The organism is Pseudomonas sp. URMO17WK12:I6 (genome assembly GCF_003253625.1).
GTDB lineage: Bacteria > Pseudomonadota > Gammaproteobacteria > Pseudomonadales > Pseudomonadaceae > Aquipseudomonas.
Genome location: NZ_QKYZ01000010.1, coordinates 139,455 through 161,303, shown reverse-complemented (window position 1 = coordinate 161,303; position 21,849 = coordinate 139,455). Strand labels below are relative to the sequence as shown.

17 protein-coding genes are annotated in these 21,849 nt (G+C 59.8%); 9 read left to right on the top strand and 8 right to left on the bottom strand.

What is annotated here, in order from left to right; genetic code table 11:
- Positions 1-54: 54 nt before the first annotated feature.
- From mksB to mksF, 3 genes are read left to right on the top strand one after another with little or no spacing between them, the layout of a single operon-like run.
- Positions 55-1,332, top strand: a complete 1,278-nt coding sequence (gene mksB, locus F475_RS19215) for an Mks condensin complex protein MksB (protein ID WP_177431116.1) — start codon at positions 55-57, stop codon at positions 1,330-1,332.
- A complete protein-coding gene (mksE, locus tag F475_RS19210; RefSeq protein ID WP_111454501.1) occupies positions 1,322-2,029 on the top strand; it encodes an Mks condensin complex protein MksE in 708 nt (235 codons plus the stop codon). The genes mksB and mksE overlap by 11 nt, the downstream gene beginning before the upstream one ends.
- Positions 2,026-4,866, top strand: coding sequence for an Mks condensin complex protein MksF (mksF, locus tag F475_RS19205; protein WP_018929533.1), 2,841 nt, complete (start codon positions 2,026-2,028; stop codon positions 4,864-4,866). The genes mksE and mksF overlap by 4 nt, the downstream gene beginning before the upstream one ends.
- Before the next feature lie 137 nt (positions 4,867-5,003).
- On the opposite strand, the gene garD is transcribed toward mksF, so the two are convergent.
- The 4 genes from garD to kdgD form a co-directional block, all read right to left on the bottom strand.
- A complete protein-coding gene (gene garD, locus F475_RS19200; RefSeq protein ID WP_019651129.1) occupies positions 5,004-6,557 on the bottom strand; it encodes a galactarate dehydratase in 1,554 nt (517 codons plus the stop codon).
- 11 nt (positions 6,558-6,568) lie between these two features.
- Positions 6,569-7,936, bottom strand: coding sequence for an MFS transporter (locus F475_RS19195; protein ID WP_111454500.1), 1,368 nt, complete (start codon positions 7,934-7,936; stop codon positions 6,569-6,571).
- A gap of 100 nt (positions 7,937-8,036) precedes the next feature.
- Positions 8,037-9,482, bottom strand: coding sequence for an aldehyde dehydrogenase family protein (locus F475_RS19190; protein WP_018929530.1), 1,446 nt, complete (start codon positions 9,480-9,482; stop codon positions 8,037-8,039).
- A 59-nt stretch (positions 9,483-9,541) separates the two neighbouring features.
- Complete coding sequence (gene kdgD / locus F475_RS19185) at positions 9,542-10,453, bottom strand: 5-dehydro-4-deoxyglucarate dehydratase (protein ID WP_007939720.1); 912 nt, start codon at positions 10,451-10,453, stop codon at positions 9,542-9,544.
- Positions 10,454-10,820: 367 nt separating this feature from the next.
- Between kdgD and F475_RS19180 the strand changes: the two genes are divergently transcribed.
- Positions 10,821-11,195, top strand: coding sequence for a hypothetical protein (locus F475_RS19180; RefSeq protein WP_111454499.1), 375 nt, complete (start codon positions 10,821-10,823; stop codon positions 11,193-11,195).
- Positions 11,196-11,265: 70 nt separating this feature from the next.
- On the opposite strand, the gene F475_RS19175 is transcribed toward F475_RS19180, so the two are convergent.
- From F475_RS19175 to F475_RS19160, 4 genes are all read right to left on the bottom strand, one after another.
- Positions 11,266-12,012 (bottom strand): FadR/GntR family transcriptional regulator, encoded by a 747-nt coding sequence (locus F475_RS19175; protein WP_018929528.1) that lies wholly within the window; start codon positions 12,010-12,012, stop codon positions 11,266-11,268.
- Positions 12,013-12,177: 165 nt separating this feature from the next.
- Entirely contained in the window at positions 12,178-13,905 is a 1,728-nt protein-coding gene (locus F475_RS19170) for an ABC transporter ATP-binding protein/permease (RefSeq protein WP_018929527.1), read from the bottom strand.
- Between the two features lie 96 nt (positions 13,906-14,001).
- On the bottom strand, positions 14,002-14,562 hold the full coding sequence (locus tag F475_RS19165; protein WP_007939714.1) for a response regulator transcription factor: 561 nt from the start codon (positions 14,560-14,562) through the stop codon (positions 14,002-14,004).
- Positions 14,555-15,817 (bottom strand): ATP-binding protein, encoded by a 1,263-nt coding sequence (locus tag F475_RS19160; protein WP_018929525.1) that lies wholly within the window; start codon positions 15,815-15,817, stop codon positions 14,555-14,557. The genes F475_RS19165 and F475_RS19160 overlap by 8 nt, the downstream gene beginning before the upstream one ends.
- 392 nt (positions 15,818-16,209) lie before the next feature.
- On the opposite strand from F475_RS19160, the gene F475_RS19155 reads away from it, so the two are divergent.
- The 5 genes from F475_RS19155 to F475_RS19135 all read left to right on the top strand — a co-directional run bounded on the left by F475_RS19155 (position 16,210) and on the right by F475_RS19135 (position 21,564).
- Complete coding sequence (locus F475_RS19155; protein WP_111454498.1) at positions 16,210-16,926, top strand: SIMPL domain-containing protein; 717 nt, start codon at positions 16,210-16,212, stop codon at positions 16,924-16,926.
- A 143-nt stretch (positions 16,927-17,069) separates the two neighbouring features.
- Positions 17,070-17,552, top strand: coding sequence for a hypothetical protein (locus F475_RS19150; RefSeq protein WP_019582420.1), 483 nt, complete (start codon positions 17,070-17,072; stop codon positions 17,550-17,552).
- Between the two features lie 4 nt (positions 17,553-17,556).
- Entirely contained in the window at positions 17,557-17,790 is a 234-nt protein-coding gene (locus F475_RS19145; protein ID WP_018929522.1) for a hypothetical protein, read from the top strand.
- A 280-nt stretch (positions 17,791-18,070) separates the two neighbouring features.
- Positions 18,071-19,681, top strand: coding sequence for an ABC transporter substrate-binding protein (locus F475_RS19140; protein ID WP_111454497.1), 1,611 nt, complete (start codon positions 18,071-18,073; stop codon positions 19,679-19,681).
- A 257-nt stretch (positions 19,682-19,938) separates the two neighbouring features.
- Complete coding sequence (locus F475_RS19135) at positions 19,939-21,564, top strand: ABC transporter substrate-binding protein (RefSeq protein ID WP_018929520.1); 1,626 nt, start codon at positions 19,939-19,941, stop codon at positions 21,562-21,564.
- Positions 21,565-21,849 lie beyond the last annotated feature (285 nt).

Sequence of the window (21,849 nt, the reverse complement as noted above, 5' to 3'; positions counted from 1 at the left end):
GGCTGCGATGAAGTACAATCGCGGCTTTTAATTGCCAACCAGCCGGCCATTCCGATGATCGAACCCAAGCGCGTCTTGCGCGCCCTCGCTGAACACTGGGCACTTCTGGAGCCACTGTGCGAGCACTTCGACCAAGGCACCCTGAGCCTCAACGAACTGCGTTCACAGTTGGCCGCCCAGCAACTGGACAGCACACCGCAGGACATCACCAGCCTGCTGGACGTGTGGATTCGCCTCGACATTCTGGTTCCCGTGGCGAAAAGCCCGAACCGTTTCGAGCTCAACGCACAGATCCATGACTTCCTCGCTTACCTGCGCCGTGAGCACCGTCTGGGCCTGTGCCTGGAAATCGAAGCCTATCTGCGCCACCTCGAACGCCTGGCCGGTTACATCCAGGACGCCTTCGACATTCGCGACGGCAACGATCTGGCGCGCCAGTTGCGCCTGCTCGACATGCGCGTGCGGGACGTGCTGAAGAAACTCGCCAACGACGAACAGGCCTTGGTGGCCGTTGCCGAACGGGCCAAGACCAGCGACCGGCAGATTCCGCTGCGTCAGCGTTATGCTGAAGTGCTGGCGACCTGGGACGAATACGTCGAACCGATGATTCAGCTGGTGAATGCCGACGGCGCCTTCGAACAAGGCGTGCGCAAGGTTGAGAACGTGTTGTTGCGCATGCTCACCGAACAGCAGCGCCTCGGCCATCTGGTCGACGACGACATGCTGCTGCGCACCCACGCGCGCATCCTCGAAATGCAGACCAGCGCCCAGTTGACCCTGCGTCACGCCCGCGAGCTGCTGCTGCCGCTGCGCGAAGAAGCCCGCCGGCACAACGCCGTGACCCGTGGCGCAGCCCTGGCGTTGTCGGCCATTCGTCGTAAAGGCATCGATGCGGTGCCGCAAGCCGCGATGCCGCTGTTCACCCGCCCGCAAAGCACCTTCCTCGGCAGTGCCAGCCAGGTCGAAGCCTATATCTACGCCCTGGCCCGTTTCGAGCCGAAACCGGCGCGTTTCCCCAAGGCCCACAAGACCCAGAAAGGCGAAGCCCCGCGCGCGCCACGCACGGTTCGGGAAATGCTCGAACGTTGCGAAGACGCCCTGCCGATGCCAGACCTGATGAGCTGGCTGCTGGAGCAGGAGCCGGACGGCGCCACCGACGAATTGCTCTACTGGTTCTCGCGCCTGTCGCGGGAAAAACGCTTCAAGCGCGAGCGTCTGGAACGCCGCGATTACCACACTCACGAGCACCAGGTCAGCCTGCGCTCCTTCGCCCTGCTCTCGGCCCGCGACACCGCCGCCGAGGATTCTGCGAGCACCCCACATGCATCTTGATCTAAACGAACTGTCCCAGCTGGCGCCGATCTTTCGCGAGCTGTTCAAGGGCTACCACGTCAGCCGCCGCGACCCGGAGCTGTACGCCCAACTGTCGAACTTCCAGGACCAGTACCGCACCCTGTTCAAGGCGTTGGGTTTTGAACTGGTGTGCGACACCCGTGGTTTCTACTACTTCGTGCCGGACCTGGCCGCGGCAGCGGTAAACAAGACGGCGCAACGTCTGGCGCTGTTCACCTTCATCCTCGTCGAACACCTGGCCGACCAGGGCCGCGACCCGATCGCCGTACTCGACGGTGGCAGCCTCGGTCGCGATGAATTGCCATCGTTGCTGGAAAAGTACCGCGACCTGTTTATCCAGGCCGAAGTGCAGACCGTCGAAGAACTCGAAGAAAAAATCATGCGCCGCATGACCCAGCTCGGATTCGCCGGCGAAGAAAACGGTGTCTACCGTTTCCTGCCGCCGATGCACCGCTTCCTCGATGTCTGCCTGTCGGTCCAGCAAGACCGCGACCTGGCCGCCAGCCTGCACAGCGTGCTGCCGTTGCCGTTGCCGGCGCCGGTGCTGATCGACGAAGACAGCGACGAAAAACTGCTGCAGACCGACGACCCGCTCGATCTCACCGAGTTTGAAGAAGAGAGCGAAGAAGACGCCCTGGCCCGCGCCATTGCCGAAGAACAGGAGACCGACGCATGAGCAAGGAACGCTACGGCATTCGCCGCTTTGCCCTTTTGAACACCGCCGGTTACAGCCTCGGCCTGTTCCCGCTGGAAGAGCCGCTGTCGGTCTACGGCGCGAACAACCTTGGTAAGTCCGCCTCGATCAACGCCTTGCAGTTCCCGATTCTGGCGCGCATGTCGGACATGAGTTTCGGCAAGTACAGCCTGGAACAATCGCGGCGTTTCTACTTCGCCTCGGACACCAGTTACATCCTCGTCGAAGTCTCCCTGCCCCACGGCCCGCACGTGATTGGCGTGGTCGGTCGCGGCCCGGGTGGTGGTTTCGGTCACCAGTTCTTTGCCTACGCCGGCAAACTCGACCTGGCTCATTATCAGAAAGACGACACCTGCCTGCGGCAGAAAGAGCTGTTCACCAATCTTGAGCGCGAAGGCCTGAAAGCCTACGAACTCAAGCCGGATGAACTGCGTCGTTTGCTGGTGGGCGGCCACACCTCGATTCCGCTCGACCTGACGCTGATCCCGCTGCGCTCCACCAGTGAGCAGAGCCTGAAGACCTTCCGCGCCCTGTTCATCAACCTGCTGCACATGCGTGAAATCACCGCGGCCAAGCTCAAGCAGCTGTTCCTCGATGCCTTCGAACACAGCCTGCGTTCCGGCAGTGTCGATTACATCGCCGCGTGCGAAGAAGCGTTCCGCGATGTCCGCCGCATGGAGCAGGACTACAACTCGCTGGTCGCGGCCGGTCCCTTGGTCGAAGCCTTGGCCAACGGCGTGAAACAGCGGGATATCCTGCGCGGCAAACTGCATCGCCTGTCGCCGCTGCTCGATTCCCTGCTCGGCACCTGGTCGGACTACGCCAGTGCGCGCAAGGAAGAACTGACGATTCAGGCCGAGCACTACCGCAACGAGCAGGACGCCCTGCAAAACGATCAACGCGGTGGTACTCAAGAGCTGATGCGCCTGGAGCGGGAAATCACCGGCATCCAGCGCTGGCTCGGCGAATTGTCGGTGCTCAAGCATCGCTTCGCCCTGGTCGATGACGTCAAAGTCCTCGAACAGCAATTGCTCGCCGCCAAGGACGCACACGATGAACTGGCTGGTGCGCTGGCCCAGTCGCGGCAGTTTTCGGCCGAAGACCTGGAAGAGCGTCTGCGGGATCTGGAAAAACGCCTGAAATCGGTGAAGCAACAACTCGATCACGCTGACAACAACAGCTATGCCCGTCTGCGCGAAGAGTTCTCGCAGCAGGACGTCGAGCGCCTGATGCGACTGTTCAACAGCGCGCTGTTCAGCCTGCCGTTGGGTGAACACGGCATCGCGCTGGATGAAGACGGTGAGTGGGTCAAGTCCATGGAGCTGATCCTCGATGGCTTCAAAGGCGAGCGCTTCGAAGTGCCGGGCCTGTCCATCGACCTGTCGCACATCGAGCCGCCGGCCCTGCAAGCCTTGGCCGACCGTGCGGCACTGCGCGATCAGAAAGAGCGTCTGGACAAAGAACTCAAGCAACTGAAAACCCAGCAAGCCGTAGCAGCCGACCGTGCGGCCAGCAAGACCCAGACCGAAGCGCTGTACCAGCAAGTGCTAGATGCGCAGAAAGCCCTGGAAGACTTCCGCCGCGCGCAAACCCTGAGCGCCGAAGAAGGCGACAAGCTTGAGCAATTGGCGCAGATGGAAGCCGCCCAGGACGAGTTGAAACGCTCCAGCGATGCCTTCACCGAACGCGTCCAGCAACTGTCGGCCAAGCTGCAACTGGTTGGCCGGCAGATCGGTGACATGGAAGCCAAGCAACGCACCCTCGACGACGCCCTGCGCCGCCGTCAGCTGTTGCCGGCCGACCTGCCGTTCGGCACGCCGTTCATGGACCCGGTCGACGACTCCATGGACAACCTGCTGCCATTGCTCAATGACTATCAGGACAGCTGGCAAGGCCTGCTGCGGGCCGACGGGCAGATCGACGCGCTCTACGCGCAGGTTCGCCTCAAGGGCGTGGCCAAGTTCGACAGCGAAGACGACATGGAGCGTCGCCTGCAACTGCTGATCAACGCGTACGCACACCGCACCGATGAAGCCCTGACCCTCGGCAAGGCGCGTCGCGCGGCGGTTACCGACATCGCCCGGACCCTGCGCAACATCCGCAGCGACTACGACAGCCTCGAACATCAACTGGCGCTGTTCAACCGTGAGATCAACAAACGTCAGGTCTCCAACCTGCAGAGTTTCCGTATCGTGCTCGCGCCGAACAAGGAAGCGCTCAAGCACATTGACCAGATCATCCACAGCGCCGGTCAGTACGAAGAAGGCGAAACCCTCTCCGTCTTCGACTTGAGCCAAAGCGCCGAGCAGGACAACAAGAACGAAGAAGCCAAGGAATACCTGGCACGGCTGGTGGCGGCCAACCACAACCAGCTCGGTCTCAAGGATCTGTTCGAGCTGGCGTTCGAGATCACCAAGGTCAATGGCCAACCGGTGATCCACACCGACATCGACGGCGCGGCGTCCAACGGCACCACCATGACCATCAAGGCGCTGACCAACATGTACTTGTTGCTGCACTTGATGGACCGCGACCAGGCTGGTCGCGTGCGCCTGCCGTACTACCTCGACGAGGCAGCGGACATCGACGAGAAGAACCAGGCAGCGCTGTTGGAAACCAGCCTGCAACTGGGCTTCGTGCCGATCCTGGCGAGTGTGAAGCCGCAAGTCTGCGCCAGCGTCGCCATCGACCTGGAAGGCGGCAGCGGCCCGAACGGTATCTACATCGACGAGGCGGACTGGAAGTTCATCCGTCGTCACGATGAAGTGAAAGCAACCGTTAACATCCAGGCGGACGAACCGGAGCTGGATGCGGTCTGACGCCTGAATCGAAGCCAATGAAAAGGCCGCGATCCAATATGGACCGCGGCCTTTTCATTTATGGGTACATTCTTGAAACCTTCAGTCAGTTCCAAGGCCCCTTCGCGGACAAGCCCGCAATGAACGATAACGCTGTCTTACGTGATTGGCGCCGGGTTGAACAAGGTGATGTCGTTATGCAGCTTGTGCTGCTCCGCCCACGTCTGTTTCTTGCCGCTGGCCACGTCCAGGTAGTAGTGGAACAACTCCCAGCCGAGGTCTTCGATCGATGCCCGCCCGGTGGCAATCCGCCCGGCATCGATGTCGATCAGGTCCGGCCAGCGCTGCGCCAGTTCTGTGCGAGTCGACACCTTCACCACTGGCGCCATCGCCAACCCATAAGGCGTACCACGGCCGGTGGTGAACACATGCAGGTTCATCCCCGCCGCCAACTGCAACGTCCCGCAGACAAAATCACTGGCCGGGGTCGCGCAGAAAATCAGCCCTTTGCGCTTGAACCGTTCCCCAGGGCCAAGCACCCCGTTGATCGCACTGCTGCCGGATTTGACGATCGAGCCCAAGGACTTCTCGACAATGTTCGACAACCCGCCCTTCTTGTTCCCCGGCGTGGTGTTGGCGCTGCGATCCGCTTCGCCCTTGGCCAGGTAACGGTCGTACCAGTCCATTTCCCGCACAAGCTCTTGAGCGACTTCTTCGGTTTGCGCCCGGGACGTCAGCAGGTAAATCGCATCGCGCACTTCGGTGACTTCGGAAAACATCACCGTCGCACCAGCCCGCAGCAACAGGTCCGAGGCATAGCCCAGGGCCGGGTTGGCGGTGATCCCGGAGAACGCATCGCTGCCGCCGCACTGCATGCCGAGGATCAGCTCGGACGCCGGCACGGTTTCCCGGCGGCGTTGATCGAGCTTCTTCAAACGGGTTTCGGCCAGCGCCATGATCTGCTCGATCATCTCGGTGAAACCGTGACTGGAATCCTGCAAGCGATACAACCACGGCTCGCTCAAATCCACCGAGCTATCGTTCTCATGCATCACCTGCCCGGCCTGCAATTTCTCGCAGCCCAGGCTGATTACCAGCGCCTCGCCCCCCAGGTTCGGGTTGCGCGCCAGATTGCGCACGGTGCGGATCGGGATGTATGCGTCGGTGGCGGTGATCGCCACGCCACAGCCGTAACTGTGGGTCAGCGCCACCACGTCATCGACGTTCGGGTACTTGGGCAGCAACTCGTCCTTGATGCGTTTTACCGCGTGATCCAGCACGCCGGTGACGCATTGCACGGTGGTGGTGATGCCGAGAATGTTGCGCGTGCCGACGGTGCCGTCGGCGTTGCGATAGCCCTCGAAGGTGAAGCCTTCCAGCGGTGCCTGCGCGGCCGGCACTTCGGTGGATAGCGGCAAGCTGTCCAGCGGTGGCGCGGTGGGCATGCGCAGTTGATCTTCCTTGACCCAACTGCCGCGAGGAATCGGCTGCAACGCGTAGCCGATCGTCTGGCCGTACCGAATCACCTGGCCGCCCTCGGGAATGTCCTCGAGGGTGACCTTGTGGCTCTGCGGCACGAAATCCACGGTGACCAGGCCATCGGGGAATTCGGTGCCGGCCGGCACGCCCTGATCGTTGACCACGATCACCACATTGTCCCGCTCGTGCAGGCGGATGTAGCGCGGCGAGTCGGAATGTTCAATCAACTGCATGACGCCGCTCCTCAGGAATGCGCTTCAGATAACTTGTTGTTCGTTTCAGGACCGCTGACTGGCGGCTCTTTGAGTACCACACGTTTGATCGGGCCAACGATCACCAGGTAGCTGAATACCGCGACCAGCGCGTTGCAACCGACGAACACCAGCGCCCATTTGAAGGAGCCGGTGGAGCTGATGATGTAGCCAATGACAATCGGCGTGGTGATCGATGCGATGTTGCCGAACATGTTGAACAGGCCACCACTCAAACCGGCGATCTGTTTCGGCGAGGTATCGGACACCACCGCCCAGCCCAATGCGCCCACACCTTTGCCGAAGAAGGCCAGGGCCATGAAGCCGACCACCATCCATTCCACGTCCACATAGTTGCAAGCCACGATGCTGCTGGAAACCAGCAGACCGGCGATGATCGGCGCCTTGCGAGCGAAGGTCAGCGAGTGGCCCTTGCGCAATAGATAGTCAGAAATCACCCCGCCGAGCACGCCACCGATAAACCCGCAGATCGCCGGTAACGAGGCAATGAAACCGGCCTTGAGAATGGTCATGCCGCGTTCTTGCACCAGGTACACCGGGAACCAGGTCAGGAAGAAGTAGGTGATGCCGTTGATGCAGTACTGGCCCAGGTACACGCCGAGCATCATGCGGTTGGTCAGCAACTGGCGGATGTAGTCCCACTTCGGACCGTCGACCTTTTTGCCTTTACCTTGGTCCTGGTCCATGTCGACCATGCCGCCGTTGTCAGCGATGTGCTTGAACTCGGCGTCGTTGATCATCGGGTGCTGGCGCGGACTGTGGATAACTTTCAGCCAGATCCCCGAGAAGATGATGCCGATCACGCCCATGACGATGAACACGTGCTGCCAGCCGAAGCTGTAGACGATCCAGCCCATCAGCGGCGCAAACAGTACGGTGGCGAAGTATTGCGCCGAGTTGAAGATCGCCGAGGCGGTGCCGCGTTCTGCGGTCGGGAACCACGCCGCTACGATGCGTGCGTTGCCGGGGAAGGATGGCGCTTCGGCCAGGCCCACCAGAAAGCGCAGCATGAACAGCGCGACGACGGCGGTGGAAAGCCCGAACTCACCGACATAGCCTTGCAGTACGGTGAACAGCGACCAGGTAAAGATGCTCAGGGCATAGACTTTTTTCGAGCCGAACCGGTCCAGCAACCAGCCACCGGGAATTTGCCCGGCCACGTAGGCCCAACCGAATGCGGAGAAGATATAACCGAGAGTGACCGCGTCGATGCCGAGGTCTTTTTGCAGGCTGGAGCCGGCGATCGCGATGGTCGCCCGGTCGGCGTAGTTGATCGTGGTCACCAGAAACAGCATGAGCAAAATCAAATAGCGGACGTGAGTCGGCTTGGTCGATTGCATTGTAGATGTACTCCCACTGATTATTTTTATGCGGGTAATAACGATTTATTTGTAGGCGCCGGCTTTTATGGGAGCCGGCGCCTACAGGTATTGCGGTGTATCAGGAACCGATGTAGGCAGTTTTTACGACCGTGTAGAACTCTTGCGCATAGCGACCTTGCTCACGTGAACCATAGGATGAACCTTTACGCCCACCGAACGGAACGTGGTAATCCACACCGGCGGTCGGCAGGTTGACCATCACCATCCCGGCCTGGGAATGGCGCTTGAAGTGGTTGGCGTACTTCAGCGACGTAGTGGCGATACCCGCCGACAGGCCGAACTCGGTGTCGTTGGCCATTTCCAGTGCAGCGTCGTAATCCGCTACGCGAACGATGTTGGCCACCGGGCCGAAGATCTCTTCGCGGCTGATGCGCATCGCAGCTTCGCTGTCGGCAAACAGCGTCGGGGCGAGGAAGTAACCCTCGGTGTCGCACGTCACCAGACCACCGCCGCTGACCAGACGCGCACCTTCGGACTGGCCGATGTCGATGTACTTCAGGTCCTGTTCCAACTGCGCTTGCGAGACCACAGGGCCGATGTCGGTGCCGGACTTCAACGCATGACCGACCTTGATCGACTTCATGCGCTCAGCCATGGCTTCGACGAATTTGTCGTGAATCCCGGCGGTGACGATGAGACGGCTCGACGCGGTGCAACGCTGGCCGGTGGAGTAGAACGCGCTCTGCACCGACAGTTCGACCGCTTGCTTGAGGTCGGCATCGTCGAGAATGATCTGCGGGTTCTTGCCGCCCATCTCCAGCTGCACCTTGGCCTGGCGCGACACGCAATTGACCGCGATCTGCCGGCCCACGCCGACCGAACCGGTGAAGCTGATGCCATCGACTTTCGGGCTGTTGACCAGCGCCTCGCCGACTACTCGCCCGCTGCCCATCACCAGGTTGAACACGCCGGCCGGGAAACCGGCGCGGGAGATGATTTCCGCCAGCGCCCAGGCACAGCCTGGCACCAGATCGGCAGGTTTCAGCACCACGCAGTTGCCGTAAGCCAAAGCCGGAGCGATTTTCCACGCCGGGATCGCGATCGGAAAGTTCCATGGCGTGATCAGGCCGACCACGCCCAGCGCTTCGCGAGTGACTTCGACATTGACGCCCGGACGCACCGACGGCACGTAGTCACCGGACAGACGCAGGCATTCACCGGCGAAGAACTTGAAGATGTTGCCGGCGCGGGTCACTTCGCCGATGGCTTCGGGCAGGGTCTTGCCTTCTTCCCGGGCCAGCAACGTGCCGAGCTCTTCGCGACGGGCGAGGATCTCGCTGCCGACTTTATCCAGCGCATCGTGCCGAGCCTGAATACCGGAAGTGGACCACGCCGGGAACGCGGCGCGGGCGGCGTCGATGGCGGCGTGAACCTGCGCCAGATCAGCCTTGGCATAGTCGCCGAGGGTATCGCTCAGCTCGGACGGGTTGATGTTGGCGCAGTAATCACTGCCCGTCACCCATTCACCGTTGATGTAGTTATCAAAACGCTTTGCATCTGCCACAACAAATCTCCTCACGCAAAAAGCCGCTGATCGCTCAGCGGCCCTGGTTTTATCGAGTGTTACTGCGCGCCCTGCTTGTCGATCAGCGCGGCGAGCATTTCGTACTCTTCGCCCGTCAGATCGGTCAGCGGTGCACGCACCGGGCCTGCGTCATAGCCGGCAATTTTTGCCCCGGCCTTGACGATGCTCACCGCGTAACCGGCCTTGCGGTTGCGGATATCCAGGTACGGCAGGAAGAAGTCATCAATGATCTTGCCGACGGTGGCGTGATCTTCGCGAGCAATGGCGTGGTAGAAATCCATCGCGGTTTTCGGGATGAAGTTGAACACCGCCGAGGAATAAACCGGTACGCCCAAAGCCTTGTAGGCCGCGGCGTAGACTTCAGCGGTCGGCAAGCCGCCCAAGTAGCTGAAGCGATCGCCGAGACGGCGACGGATCGACACCATCAGCTCGATATCGCCCAGGCCATCCTTGTAGCCGATCAGGTTCGGGCAGCGCTCGGCCAGTCGTTCCAGCAGCGGCGCGGTCAGGCGGCAGACGTTGCGGTTGTAGACCACCACACCGATTTTTACCGATTTGCACACGGCTTCAACGTGCGCGGCAACGCCGTCCTGGCTGGCTTCGGTCAGGTAGTGCGGCAGCAGCAACAGGCCTTTGGCGCCCAGGCGCTCGGCTTCCTGAGCGTACTCGATAGCCTGGCGGGTCGAACCACCGACACCGGCGAGGATTGGCACGCTGCTGGCGCAGGTGTCGACCGCAGTCTTGATGATTTCCGAATATTCGCTGGCCGCCAGAGAGAAGAACTCACCGGTACCGCCTGCGGCGAACAATGCCGAGGCGCCGTATGGGGCCAGCCACTCGAGACGCTTGATGTAGCCCGCGCGATGGAAGTCGCCCTGGGCATTGAAGTCGGTGACCGGGAACGACAGCAAGCCGGAAGAGAGGATGGACTTCAGTTCTTGTGGATTCATTATTCGAACACCCTGGTAGCAACGTTGTGTGAGAAAACCGTTCAGCCTTCGCCGAAGTTGTAGGTCATCGTACAACTTAAAATACAACCGTCAACTGCATTTCATCGCTGGGTGGGTATTTTTGTCAGACAACATTGTTGTTTAAAGGGGTGAAAGGGACGCCTTTCAAGCTCAGGAGAGAGATACGTTGTCGGAAGAGTACCCTCGGGAATTTTTCACTCAACGCCCCAGGATCATTGCCTGCGCGCAGTGTTGAACCTTGAAATGCCTGGTCATAATCGGGTTCGGCAGATCACCGATGCGCCCGGTAAAGTGCGACGACTGCCGCGAAGGATCGCGGCAGATCTTTCAAGGAGAGCGATTCAACATGACTTTTGCTATTGCACACCTTCCGCAGTTCCCGGAGCACTCAGCCGATCGGGCAACCATCCAGCTATCGACCCTAAGTGAAGACTTGATCGTCCGCGTGCCGGACCCGAACGATATTCCGCCGAACTGGGATGTCTACCCGACCCTCGGCACAAATACGGAAGAGCCTGACTGGGAGGGCCTCGCAGAGCCTACCGGCGTCTGGGACGACGCCTGCGACGACATGGTAAAACTGACGGGAATTGAACTGCGAATCCCCAAAACAGAACTGGAAAAGTACCTGAACACAGAAGTGGAATTGCGCTACAAACTCGCGGACGAGTCGAGTCTGGAGCCGTGTTCTGAGCCCCTGATACTGTTTATCGAAGCCTGACCCTCATCGTGCCTGATCGTTTACCGGTCAGGCGCTTTTTTGAGTAGAACGATTTCCTGCCACGCACCGTTCAACCTTGCGCCTGCGCCTCTTCATGCGCCTGGCGCAGCCGCTCGCGGCTATTGGTCAGGTGCAAGCGCATCGCCGCTCGCGCCGCATCGGAATCCTGCCGGGCAATCGCATCGTAAATCTCTTCGTGTTCACGGCTCAGGCGACTCATGTAGTGCTGCTGGTCGTCATGGGCCAGGCGCGCGGAGTTGAGGCGTGTGCGCGGAATGATGCTGGTGCCCAGGTGGGTCATGATGTCGGTGAAGTAGCGGTTGCCGGTGGCCAGGGCGATTTGCAGGTGGAACTGGAAGTCCGACGCCACGGCATCGCCGGCGTGGGCGGCACTTTCGTTGAGGGCGTCCAGCGCCTCACGCATCGCCGCTAACTGCTCCGGGCTGCGACGTTGCGCGGCAAGGCCGGCGGACTCCACTTCCAGGCTGATGCGCAGTTCCAGAATCGCCAATACGTCGCGCAAGGTCACCACGGTCGCCGGGTCGATGCGAAAACCGCTCGGGCTCGGGGTGTCGAGCACGAAGGTGCCGATGCCGTGACGGGTTTCCACTTGCCCTGCGGCCTGCAAACGGGAGATCGCTTCACGCACCACGGTGCGGCTGACGCCATGGGCATTCATGATCGCCGACTCGGTGGGCAATTTGTCGCCACGCTTGAGCTGACCGTCGCGGATCTGCTCGGACAACACCGTCACCAATTCCTGTGCGAGGCTGCGGCGCTTGCGAGGGAGGCGAGGTGCGTCGATCGGGTTTTCCATGGTGAACGTCTGTCTCGAAAAAACGGCTGAAACCGCATCATAGCGCATGCGGGTTGTACGATCACCGTTGACCTGTGGGAGCGTGGCATGCCCGCGATGGCCTTGACGCGGTTTCCTGACGAACCGCGTTATCGTTCATCGCGGGCATGCCACACTCCCACAGGTTCAGGCGGTCACGGCCTGGTCCACCAGGTGACCATTCTCGATGCGCACATGCCGTGGATGGAAACGTTTCAGGCTGCTGCGATGGCCGACGCTGACAATGCTCAGCCCCGGCAATTCATCGATCAACGCCTGATACAACGACGCTTCATCCTCTTCGTCCATCGCCGAGGTGGCTTCGTCCATGTACAGCCATTGCGGCGCATACAGCAGCGCACGGGCGAAGGCCAGACGTTGCTGCTCACCCGGCGAAAGCATGCGCTGCCAGTGATTGGCTTCATCCAGACGTGAAACCAGGTGCGGCAAGCGGCTGGTTTCCAGCACGTGGACGTAGCGCTCGTGCGGGTAGGTGTCGCCCGGCTGTGGATAACTCAACGCCTCACGCAGGCTGCCAATCGGCAGATAGGGTTTTTGCGGCAGGAACAGATAACGCGCCGTCGGCAGGCGAATGCTGCCGTGGCCGGCTGGCCAAAGGTGCCCCATCGCTCGCAGCAAGGTCGACTTGCCGCTGCCGGAACGACCGCTGAGCATGACGCGCTCGCCCTCCTCCACGGTCATGTCGGCATTGGTCAGCAAATGACGACCGTCAGCGAGGTCAAGACCAAGGTTATGCACCCGTAGTGCCGAACCCTGATTCTGCACGTCGATGGCCGGCGCGCGCTCTTCGTTGTCGGTCATGGCCTGACGGAAACTCAGCAGACGATCACAGGTGGCGCGCCACTCGGCAAGGTCCTGGTACGCGCTGATGAACCAGCTGAAGTTCTCCTGCACATTGCCGAACGCGGAGTTGATTTGCATCAGCTCACCAAGTTCGATCTTGCCGGCGAAGTAACGCGGCGCAGCGACCATGAATGGAAAGATGATTGCAATCTGGGCATAACCGGCGGTGAAGAAAGTCAGGCGCTTGGACACTTTCATGATGTCCCAGAAGTTGTGCCAAACCAGGCCGAAGCGACTGCTCAGACGACGGTTCTCGTTGGGTTCGCCGTTGTACAGCGCAATGCTCTCCGCATTTTCGCGGACCCGCACCATGGAGAAACGCAAGTCGGCTTCGAAACGTTGCTGGTTGTTGTTGAGGCTGATCAAGCGACGACCGATCACATGCGTCAGCCAGCTGCCGACGGCGGCGTAAACCAGTGCGCACCAGAACATGTAGCCGGGGATCGTGAAGCCAAACACTTCGATGCTGCCCGACACGCCCCACAAAATGATCGAAAACGACACCAGGCTGACGATGTTCCGTATCAGCCCAAGGCCCAGGCCCAAGGTGTTGGTGGTGAACTTATTGAGGTCTTCGGAAATCCGCTGGTCCGGGTTATCGGTGTAACCGCCCTGCTCCAGCTGATAGTAATTCTTGCTGCCTAGCCAGCGGGCGAAGTGCTTTTCGGTGAGCCAGGCTCGCCAGCGAATGGTCAGCATCTGAGTCAGATAAAGCCGATACACCGCGCCAAGAATCGCCACGGCGGCGATGCCGCAGAAATACAGAATCAGCTGCCAGAAGGCTGCTTCGTCCTTCTTTTGCAGGGCGTTATAGAAGTCTTTGTACCAACTGTTGATCCACACCGAAATCGCCACGCTGAACAATGACAGCGCAATCACAGCGATCAACAGCGTCCAGGCCTTGCCCTTCTCTTCGCTGCGCCAGTAAGGCGTGGTCATCGCCCACACTTTGCGAAAAAACTGCCCGCGCACAGCATCGTTGACCGCGGAATATTCAGCGTTCTGATTCATGGATAAGGCTCGATAAAGAAAAGAACACACACGAACCGATCATAGATGATCGGCTCGTGTGATCGCGAGAGCTGGCGATAACCGTTCAGCGCTCGTTCAGCGACGGACCGGACGCTTCTGCAGTTTGCGCTGCAGCGTGCGGCGGTGCATGCCCAGGGCACGGGCGGTGGCGGAGATGTTGCCTTCGTGCTCGGTCAGGACGCGCTGGATGTGCTCCCACTGGAGACGGTCCACGGACATCGGGTTTTCCGGCACTAGGCTGTCGAGGTCGGCGTGCTCGGAGAGCAACGCGGCCAGCACGTCATCGGCATCCGCCGGTTTGCACAGGTAATTGCAGGCGCCGCGCTTGATTGCCTCGACGGCAGTGGCAATGCTCGAGTAACCGGTGAGGATCACCACGCGCATGTCCGGGTCGAGTTCGAGCAGCTTGGGCAGCAACACCAGGCCTGAATCGCCGTCCATTTTCAGGTCCAGCGCGGCGTAATCAGGGATATCGGCCTGGGCGATGGTCAGGCCCTCTTCGGCGGAACCTGCGGTGCTGACGCGAAAACCACGGCGGGCCATGGCGCGGGCCATCACGCGGGTGAAGGTTGCATCGTCGTCTACCAGCAGCAAATGCGGCAGTTCTTCGCCTTCAACTTGGATCTCGTCACTCATGTTCGTCTCCTCGGGCGACACGGGGCAGGCGCAGCTCGGTGAGCGTGCCGCCTTCCTCATGACTGTAGAGTTTCACTGAGCCGCCGGCGCGTGTCACGCTGGCCTTGCTCAAAAACAGGCCCAGGCCGAAACCTTTGCCCTTGGTGGTAAAAAACGGTTTGCCGATCTGCTCGGCGATAGCCAGCGGTACACCGGCACCATGGTCGCGAATGCTGATGGTCAAGTCTTCGACGGTCCAGTCCAGGGTCACTTGCAAGCCTTCAGGGCAGGCATCGGCGGCGTTGTTCAGCAGGTTCAACAGCGCTTGAGTCAAATCCGGCGGCGGCGCCATGCGCGGCACCGTGCCCTGGCCCAGACGCTGGAAGCGATAACTGGCCTCAGGACGCATCAGGTGCCAGCGGTTGAGCGCTTCGTCGAGCCAGTCGGTGACATCCTGCATCTCCACCGCCATACGACGGTTGGCCTCGGCGGCGCGCACCAGTTGCTGCAAGGTTTCCTTGCACAACTTGACCTGATCCTGCAAAACCTTCAAATCGTCCTGCAACATCGGGTCGGGGTGATCCTGCTGCATCTCTTTGAGCAACACGCTCATGGTCGCCAGCGGCGTGCCCAGTTCATGGGCGGCACCGGCAGCCTGAGTCGCGACGGCCAGCAATTGCTGATCGCGCAGGCCTTCCTCGCGACGGATCGCACGCAGCTCTTCCTGCCGACGCAGCTCTTCAGCCATGCGTGCAGCAAAGAAGGTGATGACGGCGGCGGCCAAGGCAAAACTCAACCACATGCCGTAGATCTGCAGGTTTTCCCGGGCGATGGGGAAGGTTTCCAGCGGGTAGAACCGCGCCAGCAGCAACGTATACAGCGCCAGGGCGATACCCGACAGAATCACCGAATAGCGCCACGGCAGCGTCACGGCGGCGATGGTCAGCGGCACCAGGTAATAAGAGACGAACGGGTTGGTCGAACCACCGGAAAAATACAACAAGGCGCTGTGGATAAACAGGTCGCAGGCCAGTTGCAGGGCGTATTCAAGCTCGGTAACCGGCCACGAAGTGCGCAGGCGCACGGCGGTGAACACACACAACAGCGTCGAACAGCCCAGGGTCATCGCCAGCGGCACCCACGGCAACGGCAGCAGTTGGAGCCAGTAGGCCAGGCCTACGGAGCCGGCCTGGGCGGCGAGCACCAGAATCCGGATGAAAGTCAGCCGCCAGAGGTTCTGGCGAGTGGCGGAAGTCAATTGTACGGGGGCGAGCATGAGCTCTCCTGATGAGCGCTCCAGGCGGATCGCACGGAGTATAACCAAGCCGCGGGCCTGAGAGGCGAAAGTGCGGCAAACGACCACAGTTGCGGCTCATGGATTTATAAGTGAATGCTTCGCCGATGAGCCCCTGTGGCGAGGGAGCTTGCTCACGTCGGCCTGCGAAGCGGACCCCAACCATTCAACCGGGTGAAACTGGCAAACCACGCATACCGACTTTGCGACTGCTTCGCAGCCGAGCGGGAGCAAGCTCCCTCGCCACAAAAGCCCGGCACCGGTTGAGACTGTATAGAAGTTGTAACTGTGCGAAACGGACCATTGAAGCTAGAGTCTGATGGTTTCACGCAGGTTCGGACCCTAACCCCTGCGCATCGTCCAAGGAGCTTTTCATGCACACATTGCGCCGCAGCGCCGCCCTTCTTGCCCTAAGCGTTGGCACCGCCGCCAGCCTCCCGGCCCTGGCCGTCGACGAGTTGCATTACAACCAGATCTCCCTGCGCGCCGAAGTCAGCCAGGAAGTGGCCCGCGACCTGATGATCGTGACCCTCTACACCGAAGAACAAAACACCGACCCGGCCAAACTCGCCGCCGACGTCAGCACTACCATGAACAAGGCGCTGGCCCAGGCCAAACAGGTCAAGGACATCACCCTGCGCCAAGGCAGCCGCAACAGCTACCCGATCTACGACACCAAAGGCCAGAAAATCACCGGCTGGCGCGAACGCGCCGAACTGCGCCTGGAAAGCTCGGACTTCGCCGCCCTGTCCAAACTCACCGGCGAACTGCTCACCGACCTGAAAATGGGCGGCATGGACTTCGCCATCGCCACCCCAACCCGCAAAGCCAGCGAAGACGCCCTGCTCAAAGAAGCCGTGACCGCCTTCAAGTCCCGCGCCCAACTGGCCACCGACGCCCTGGGTGGCAAGAGCTACAAAATCGTCAACCTGAACCTCAACAGCAACGGTTATCCACAACCGTACATGCGCGGGCCGATGATGATGAAAGCCGCCGGCATGGATTCGGCACCGGTGACGCCAGAAGTTGAAGCCGGCACCAGCCAGGTCAGCATGACAGCGGATGGGGCGATTGAAGTGTTGATGCCTTGATGCGATAACCCGGACACGAAAACGGCAGGGCGGTGTACACGCGAGTAAACAGGCCGCCTCAGCTGCTTTTGATTTTGCATTTGCGAAAGCCCAGGAGCTAAGAGAAACTCCCTGCCTTTCCAGACTCGATAAGGACGCGAGCATTGAAGTTTGAAAGGGATCAGTTTTCCGGCAACCATGGAATTGTCTTCAACGTATCGCGCTTCACCCTGTCAGCCGGTGAACGGGGTAGCCTCAGAACACTGCATTTTGGTGAAGCGAAAGCCGCCCACTATGAAGTGAGCAATCTGGTGGTAGAGCTCTATGACAAAATGCTCGCCAAGGATTTGCCTTGCCAAATGATGGTCGGGATCTCCAAACCCCTGACCCGGCAACAGGGGGATTTACTCAATGCTCAACGAACAAGTATCGCCAACCTCACCAGTGGTGTTTTCGGGGCAGCGGCAGGTAAATTCATGCCCGGTGCGGCCATCCCGGTGGGATGGGCAGTCCGCGAGTTCACGCTGAGCAAATTGCCGACTTATCACGCCGGCGATGTCATCGTCAGCCTGGATGCACAGGTCAGCGGTGGCATAGGCCCTCAGCACTCAGGATCGTCCATGATCATCAAGACTCAAGGCGGGTGAGATCATGAACGAATATGGCCTGTACGCCGTGGCTTATGCAGTATTCCTGCTGTTGTTCTTCTATCTGAAATCCTATGGCCTCAGAAAATGGCTGGGCATCACCCTGTTCGCTCTGGGGTTTTCGAGTATTTTTATGCTGCCGCCTTTCATCGCCGGCTTCGATCTGGGCATCGTTTCAACCAATGCTATCGCCCTCGGGGCTGCGCTGTTTTTTAGTCGGGCCCGGTATACGGCGTGAGCCACGCGCTCATTCAAGCAACGTGAAACGGATTAACTTCACCCACAACGCCCGCCTGACACCGCTTTGCGTAGGAGCTGCCGAAGGCTGCGATCTTTTGACGTTGATTTTTAAGATCAAAAGATCACAGCCTTCGGCAGCTCCTACAGTCCGCCATCAACGCAAAGACCGGCAGACTATGCCCGGATAGAGGGGTCCCCCTCAAAAAACGATATTTCCACCCTCCCCGCCAACAACGCTACCCTCAGGAAAATATCGCCGCAAAGCCCTCGGGGACTCCATGGAAAGAACCACCGTCAAACCACTTCTGCTCGCACTCGCCCTAGCCACAACCGCATCACTCGCACAAACCGCCCAAGCCGCCACCACCCTTGTCTACTGCTCCGAAGCCAGCCCTGCCGGATTCGACCCCAGCCAATACACCAGCGGCACCGACTTCGACGCCTCCGCCGAAACCGTCTTCAACCGCCTCACCCAATTCAAACGCGGCGGCACCGAAATCGAACCCGGCCTGGCAACAAAATGGGACGTATCCGAGGACGGCCTCACCTACACCTTCCACCTGCGCGACGGCGTGAAATTCCACACCACCGACTACTTCACCCCCACCCGCGACTTCAACGCCGACGACGTGCTGTTCACCTTCCAGCGCCTGCTCGACCCGGACAACGCCTTCCGAAAGGCCTACCCCGCCGAGTCGCCGTACTTCACCGACATGGGCCTGAACACCACGATCAAAAGCATCGACAAGATCGACGACCACACCGTGCGCTTCAGCCTGAACAACGTCGACGCCGCGTTCGTGCAAAACCTCGCCATGAGCTTCGCCTCGGTGCAATCCGCCGAATACGCCGCCCAACTGTTAAAGGAAGGCAAAGCCGCCGACCTCAACCAGAAACCCGTCGGCACCGGCCCGTTCGTGTTCAAGCGCTACCAAAAGGACTCGCAAATCCGCTACGCCGCCAACAAGGCCTACTGGAAACCCGAGGACGTGAAACTCGACAACCTGATTTTCTCGATCACCCCGGACGCCGCCGTGCGCTTGCAAAAACTCAAGGCCGGCGAGTGCCAGGTCAGCGGCTACCCACGCCCGGCAGACATCGAAGTGATGGAGCAAGACCCGAATCTGAGGGTGCTCAAGCAAGCCGGTTTCAACCTCGGCTTCCTTGCCTACAACGTGACCCACCCACCGCTGGACCAGCTCAAGGTGCGTCAGGCGCTGGACATGGCCATCGACAAGCCGGCGATCATCAAGGCTGTCTACCAGAGTGCCGGGCAACTGGCGCAAAACGCCTTGCCACCGGCGCAATGGTCGTATGACCCGAGCATCAAGGACGCCCCGCACGACCCGACCAAAGCCCGCGCGCTACTGAAAGAAGCGGGAGTTGCTCCCGGCACCACAATTAATCTGTGGGCCATGACCGTGCAGCGCGCCTCCAACCCCAATGCGCGGATGTCGGCACAGATGATCCAGCAGGATTGGGAGAAAGTCGGGATCAAGGCCAACATCGTCAGCTATGAATGGGGCGAATACATCAAGCGCGCCAAGAACGGTGAGCATGACGCAATGATCTACGGCTGGACCGGCGACAACGGTGACCCGGATAACTGGCTCGGCGTGCTCTACAGCTGCGCTGCGGTGAAAGGTAGCAACTACGCCAAATGGTGTGACCCGGTCTACGACAAACTGGTGCAGCAAGCCAAGGTGTCCACGGACAAACAACAGCGGGTCAAACTGTACCAACAGGCCCAGCAAATCCTTAAACAACAAGTACCTATCACACCCATTGCCAACTCGACGGTGTTCCAGCCACTGCGCAAGGAAGTCACCGACTTCAAGATCAGTCCGTTTGGCCTCACACCGTTCTATGGCGTGGGTATAAATAAGTAACACCAGGCTCCAACCGGGTGCGTCAACCGCCCCGGTCGCCCCTTATCGGTGCACGACTTGCACCGTAAAAAACCTGCGCAAACGGTCAAATACATCAGTTTTTACACATATGCGACATTAAGGTACGTTCGTGCCACTCTTTAGGACTTGTGGCCATTCCGGATCTTGCATTGGGTACGGCCCCTGCATAAGTATCCGCAGGTCGACTCACGAGGTCGTCCTCTAATCCAAAAATGACAACAAATCATGAGGCCACCATGCTTAAACACGCGGTCATTCCGTTTTTAGTCGGCGCAAGCCTGTTAGCCAGTGCACCTTTCGCCCAAGCGGCGTCTAACCTGGTGTTCTGCTCCGAAGGAAGCCCGGCCGGTTTCGACCCAGGTCAGTACACCACCGGAACCGACTTCGACGCCTCTGCAGAAACCATGTTCAACCGCCTGACCCAGTTCGAGCGCGGCGGCACCGCTGTGATTCCTGGCCTGGCGACCAAGTGGGACATTTCCAGTGACGGCCTGACTTACACTTTCCACCTGCGTGAAGGCGTCAAGTTCCACACCACTCCGTATTTCAAGCCGACGCGTGAGTTCAACGCCGACGACGTGCTGTTCACCTTCAATCGCATGATTAACAAGGATGACCCGTTCCGTAAGGCGTACCCGACCGAATTCCCGTACTTCACCGACATGGGGATGGATACCAACATCACCAAGATCGATAAAGTCGACGACCACACCGTCAAGTTCACCCTCAAAGACGTAGACGCCGCGTTCATTCAGAACATGGCCATGAGCTTCGCCTCGATCCAGTCCGCCGAGTACGCTGCCCAGCTGCTCAAGGAAGGCAAGGCTGCCGACATCAACCAGAAACCGATCGGCACCGGCCCGTTCGTGTTCAAGAGCTACCAGAAAGACTCCAACATCCGCTACACCGGGAACAAGGACTACTGGAAGCCTGATGACGTGAAGATCGACAACCTGATCTTCGCCATCACCACCGACCCGTCGGTACGCATCCAGAAGCTGAAGAAGAACGAGTGCCAGATCACTCTGTTCCCGCGTCCAGCCGACCTGAAGGCGCTCAAAGAAGATAAAACTTTGAAGATGCCTGAGCAGGCTGGTTTCAACCTGGGCTACATCGCCTATAACGTGATGGACAAGGTCAAGGGCAGCAACGAGCCGAACCCGCTGGCCGACCTGCGAGTTCGTCAGGCGCTGGACATGGCCGTCAACAAGCCGCAGATCATCGACTCGGTTTATCAGGGCGCAGGCCAACTGGCCGTCAACGCCATGCCGCCGACCCAATGGTCCTACGACACCACCATCAAGGATGCCAAGTACGATCCTGAGAAAGCCAAGCAGCTGCTCAAGGAAGCCGGCGTCAAGGAAGGCACCGAAATCGTTCTGTGGGCGATGCCGGTACAGCGTCCGTACAACCCGAACGCCAAGCTGATGGCTGAAATGCTGCAGTCCGACTGGAAGAAGATCGGCCTGAACGTGAAGATCACCAGCTACGAATGGGGCGAGTACATCAAGCGCTCCAAAGGCGGCGAGAACCAGGCGATGATCATCGGCTGGAGCGGCGACAATGGTGATCCGGACAACTGGCTCAACGTGCTGTTCGGCTGCGACTCGCTGAGTGGCAACAACTTCTCCAAATGGTGCGACAAGAAATTCGACGGCCTCGTCAAGGAAGCCAAACGCACCACCGATCAGGCCAAGCGCACCGAACTGTACAAACAGGCGCAACACGTCCTCAAAGATGCTGTTCCAATGACACCTATCGCTCACTCGACGGTGTTCCAACCCATGCGCGCCAACGTGCAGGACTTCAAGATCAGCCCATTTGGCTTGAACTCCTTCTACGGCGTCAGCGTCAGCAAATAAGAAAAGGCAGCGGCGACGTTTTCAGTGTCGCCGCTGCTTTTTTTCTGCCGAGAAGTTAGGAATTTGCCTACATCCAAATCCGCTGTCTGACGCAGCCAGGGGTTAGGACGAGTTGCCTTTTCCTACGAGTCTTTAGGACTCAGCGCATTTACTGCCAGACCCACGGCACCTACCGTCGGGTTCTGACCAGTGACTGTGTGGGCTATCGGTTTGCTGCCCGTATTGGTTTGAGCTCAATGCCGCCACAACGTCCCCGGACGGGATCGCGGCGCATTGAATAACACT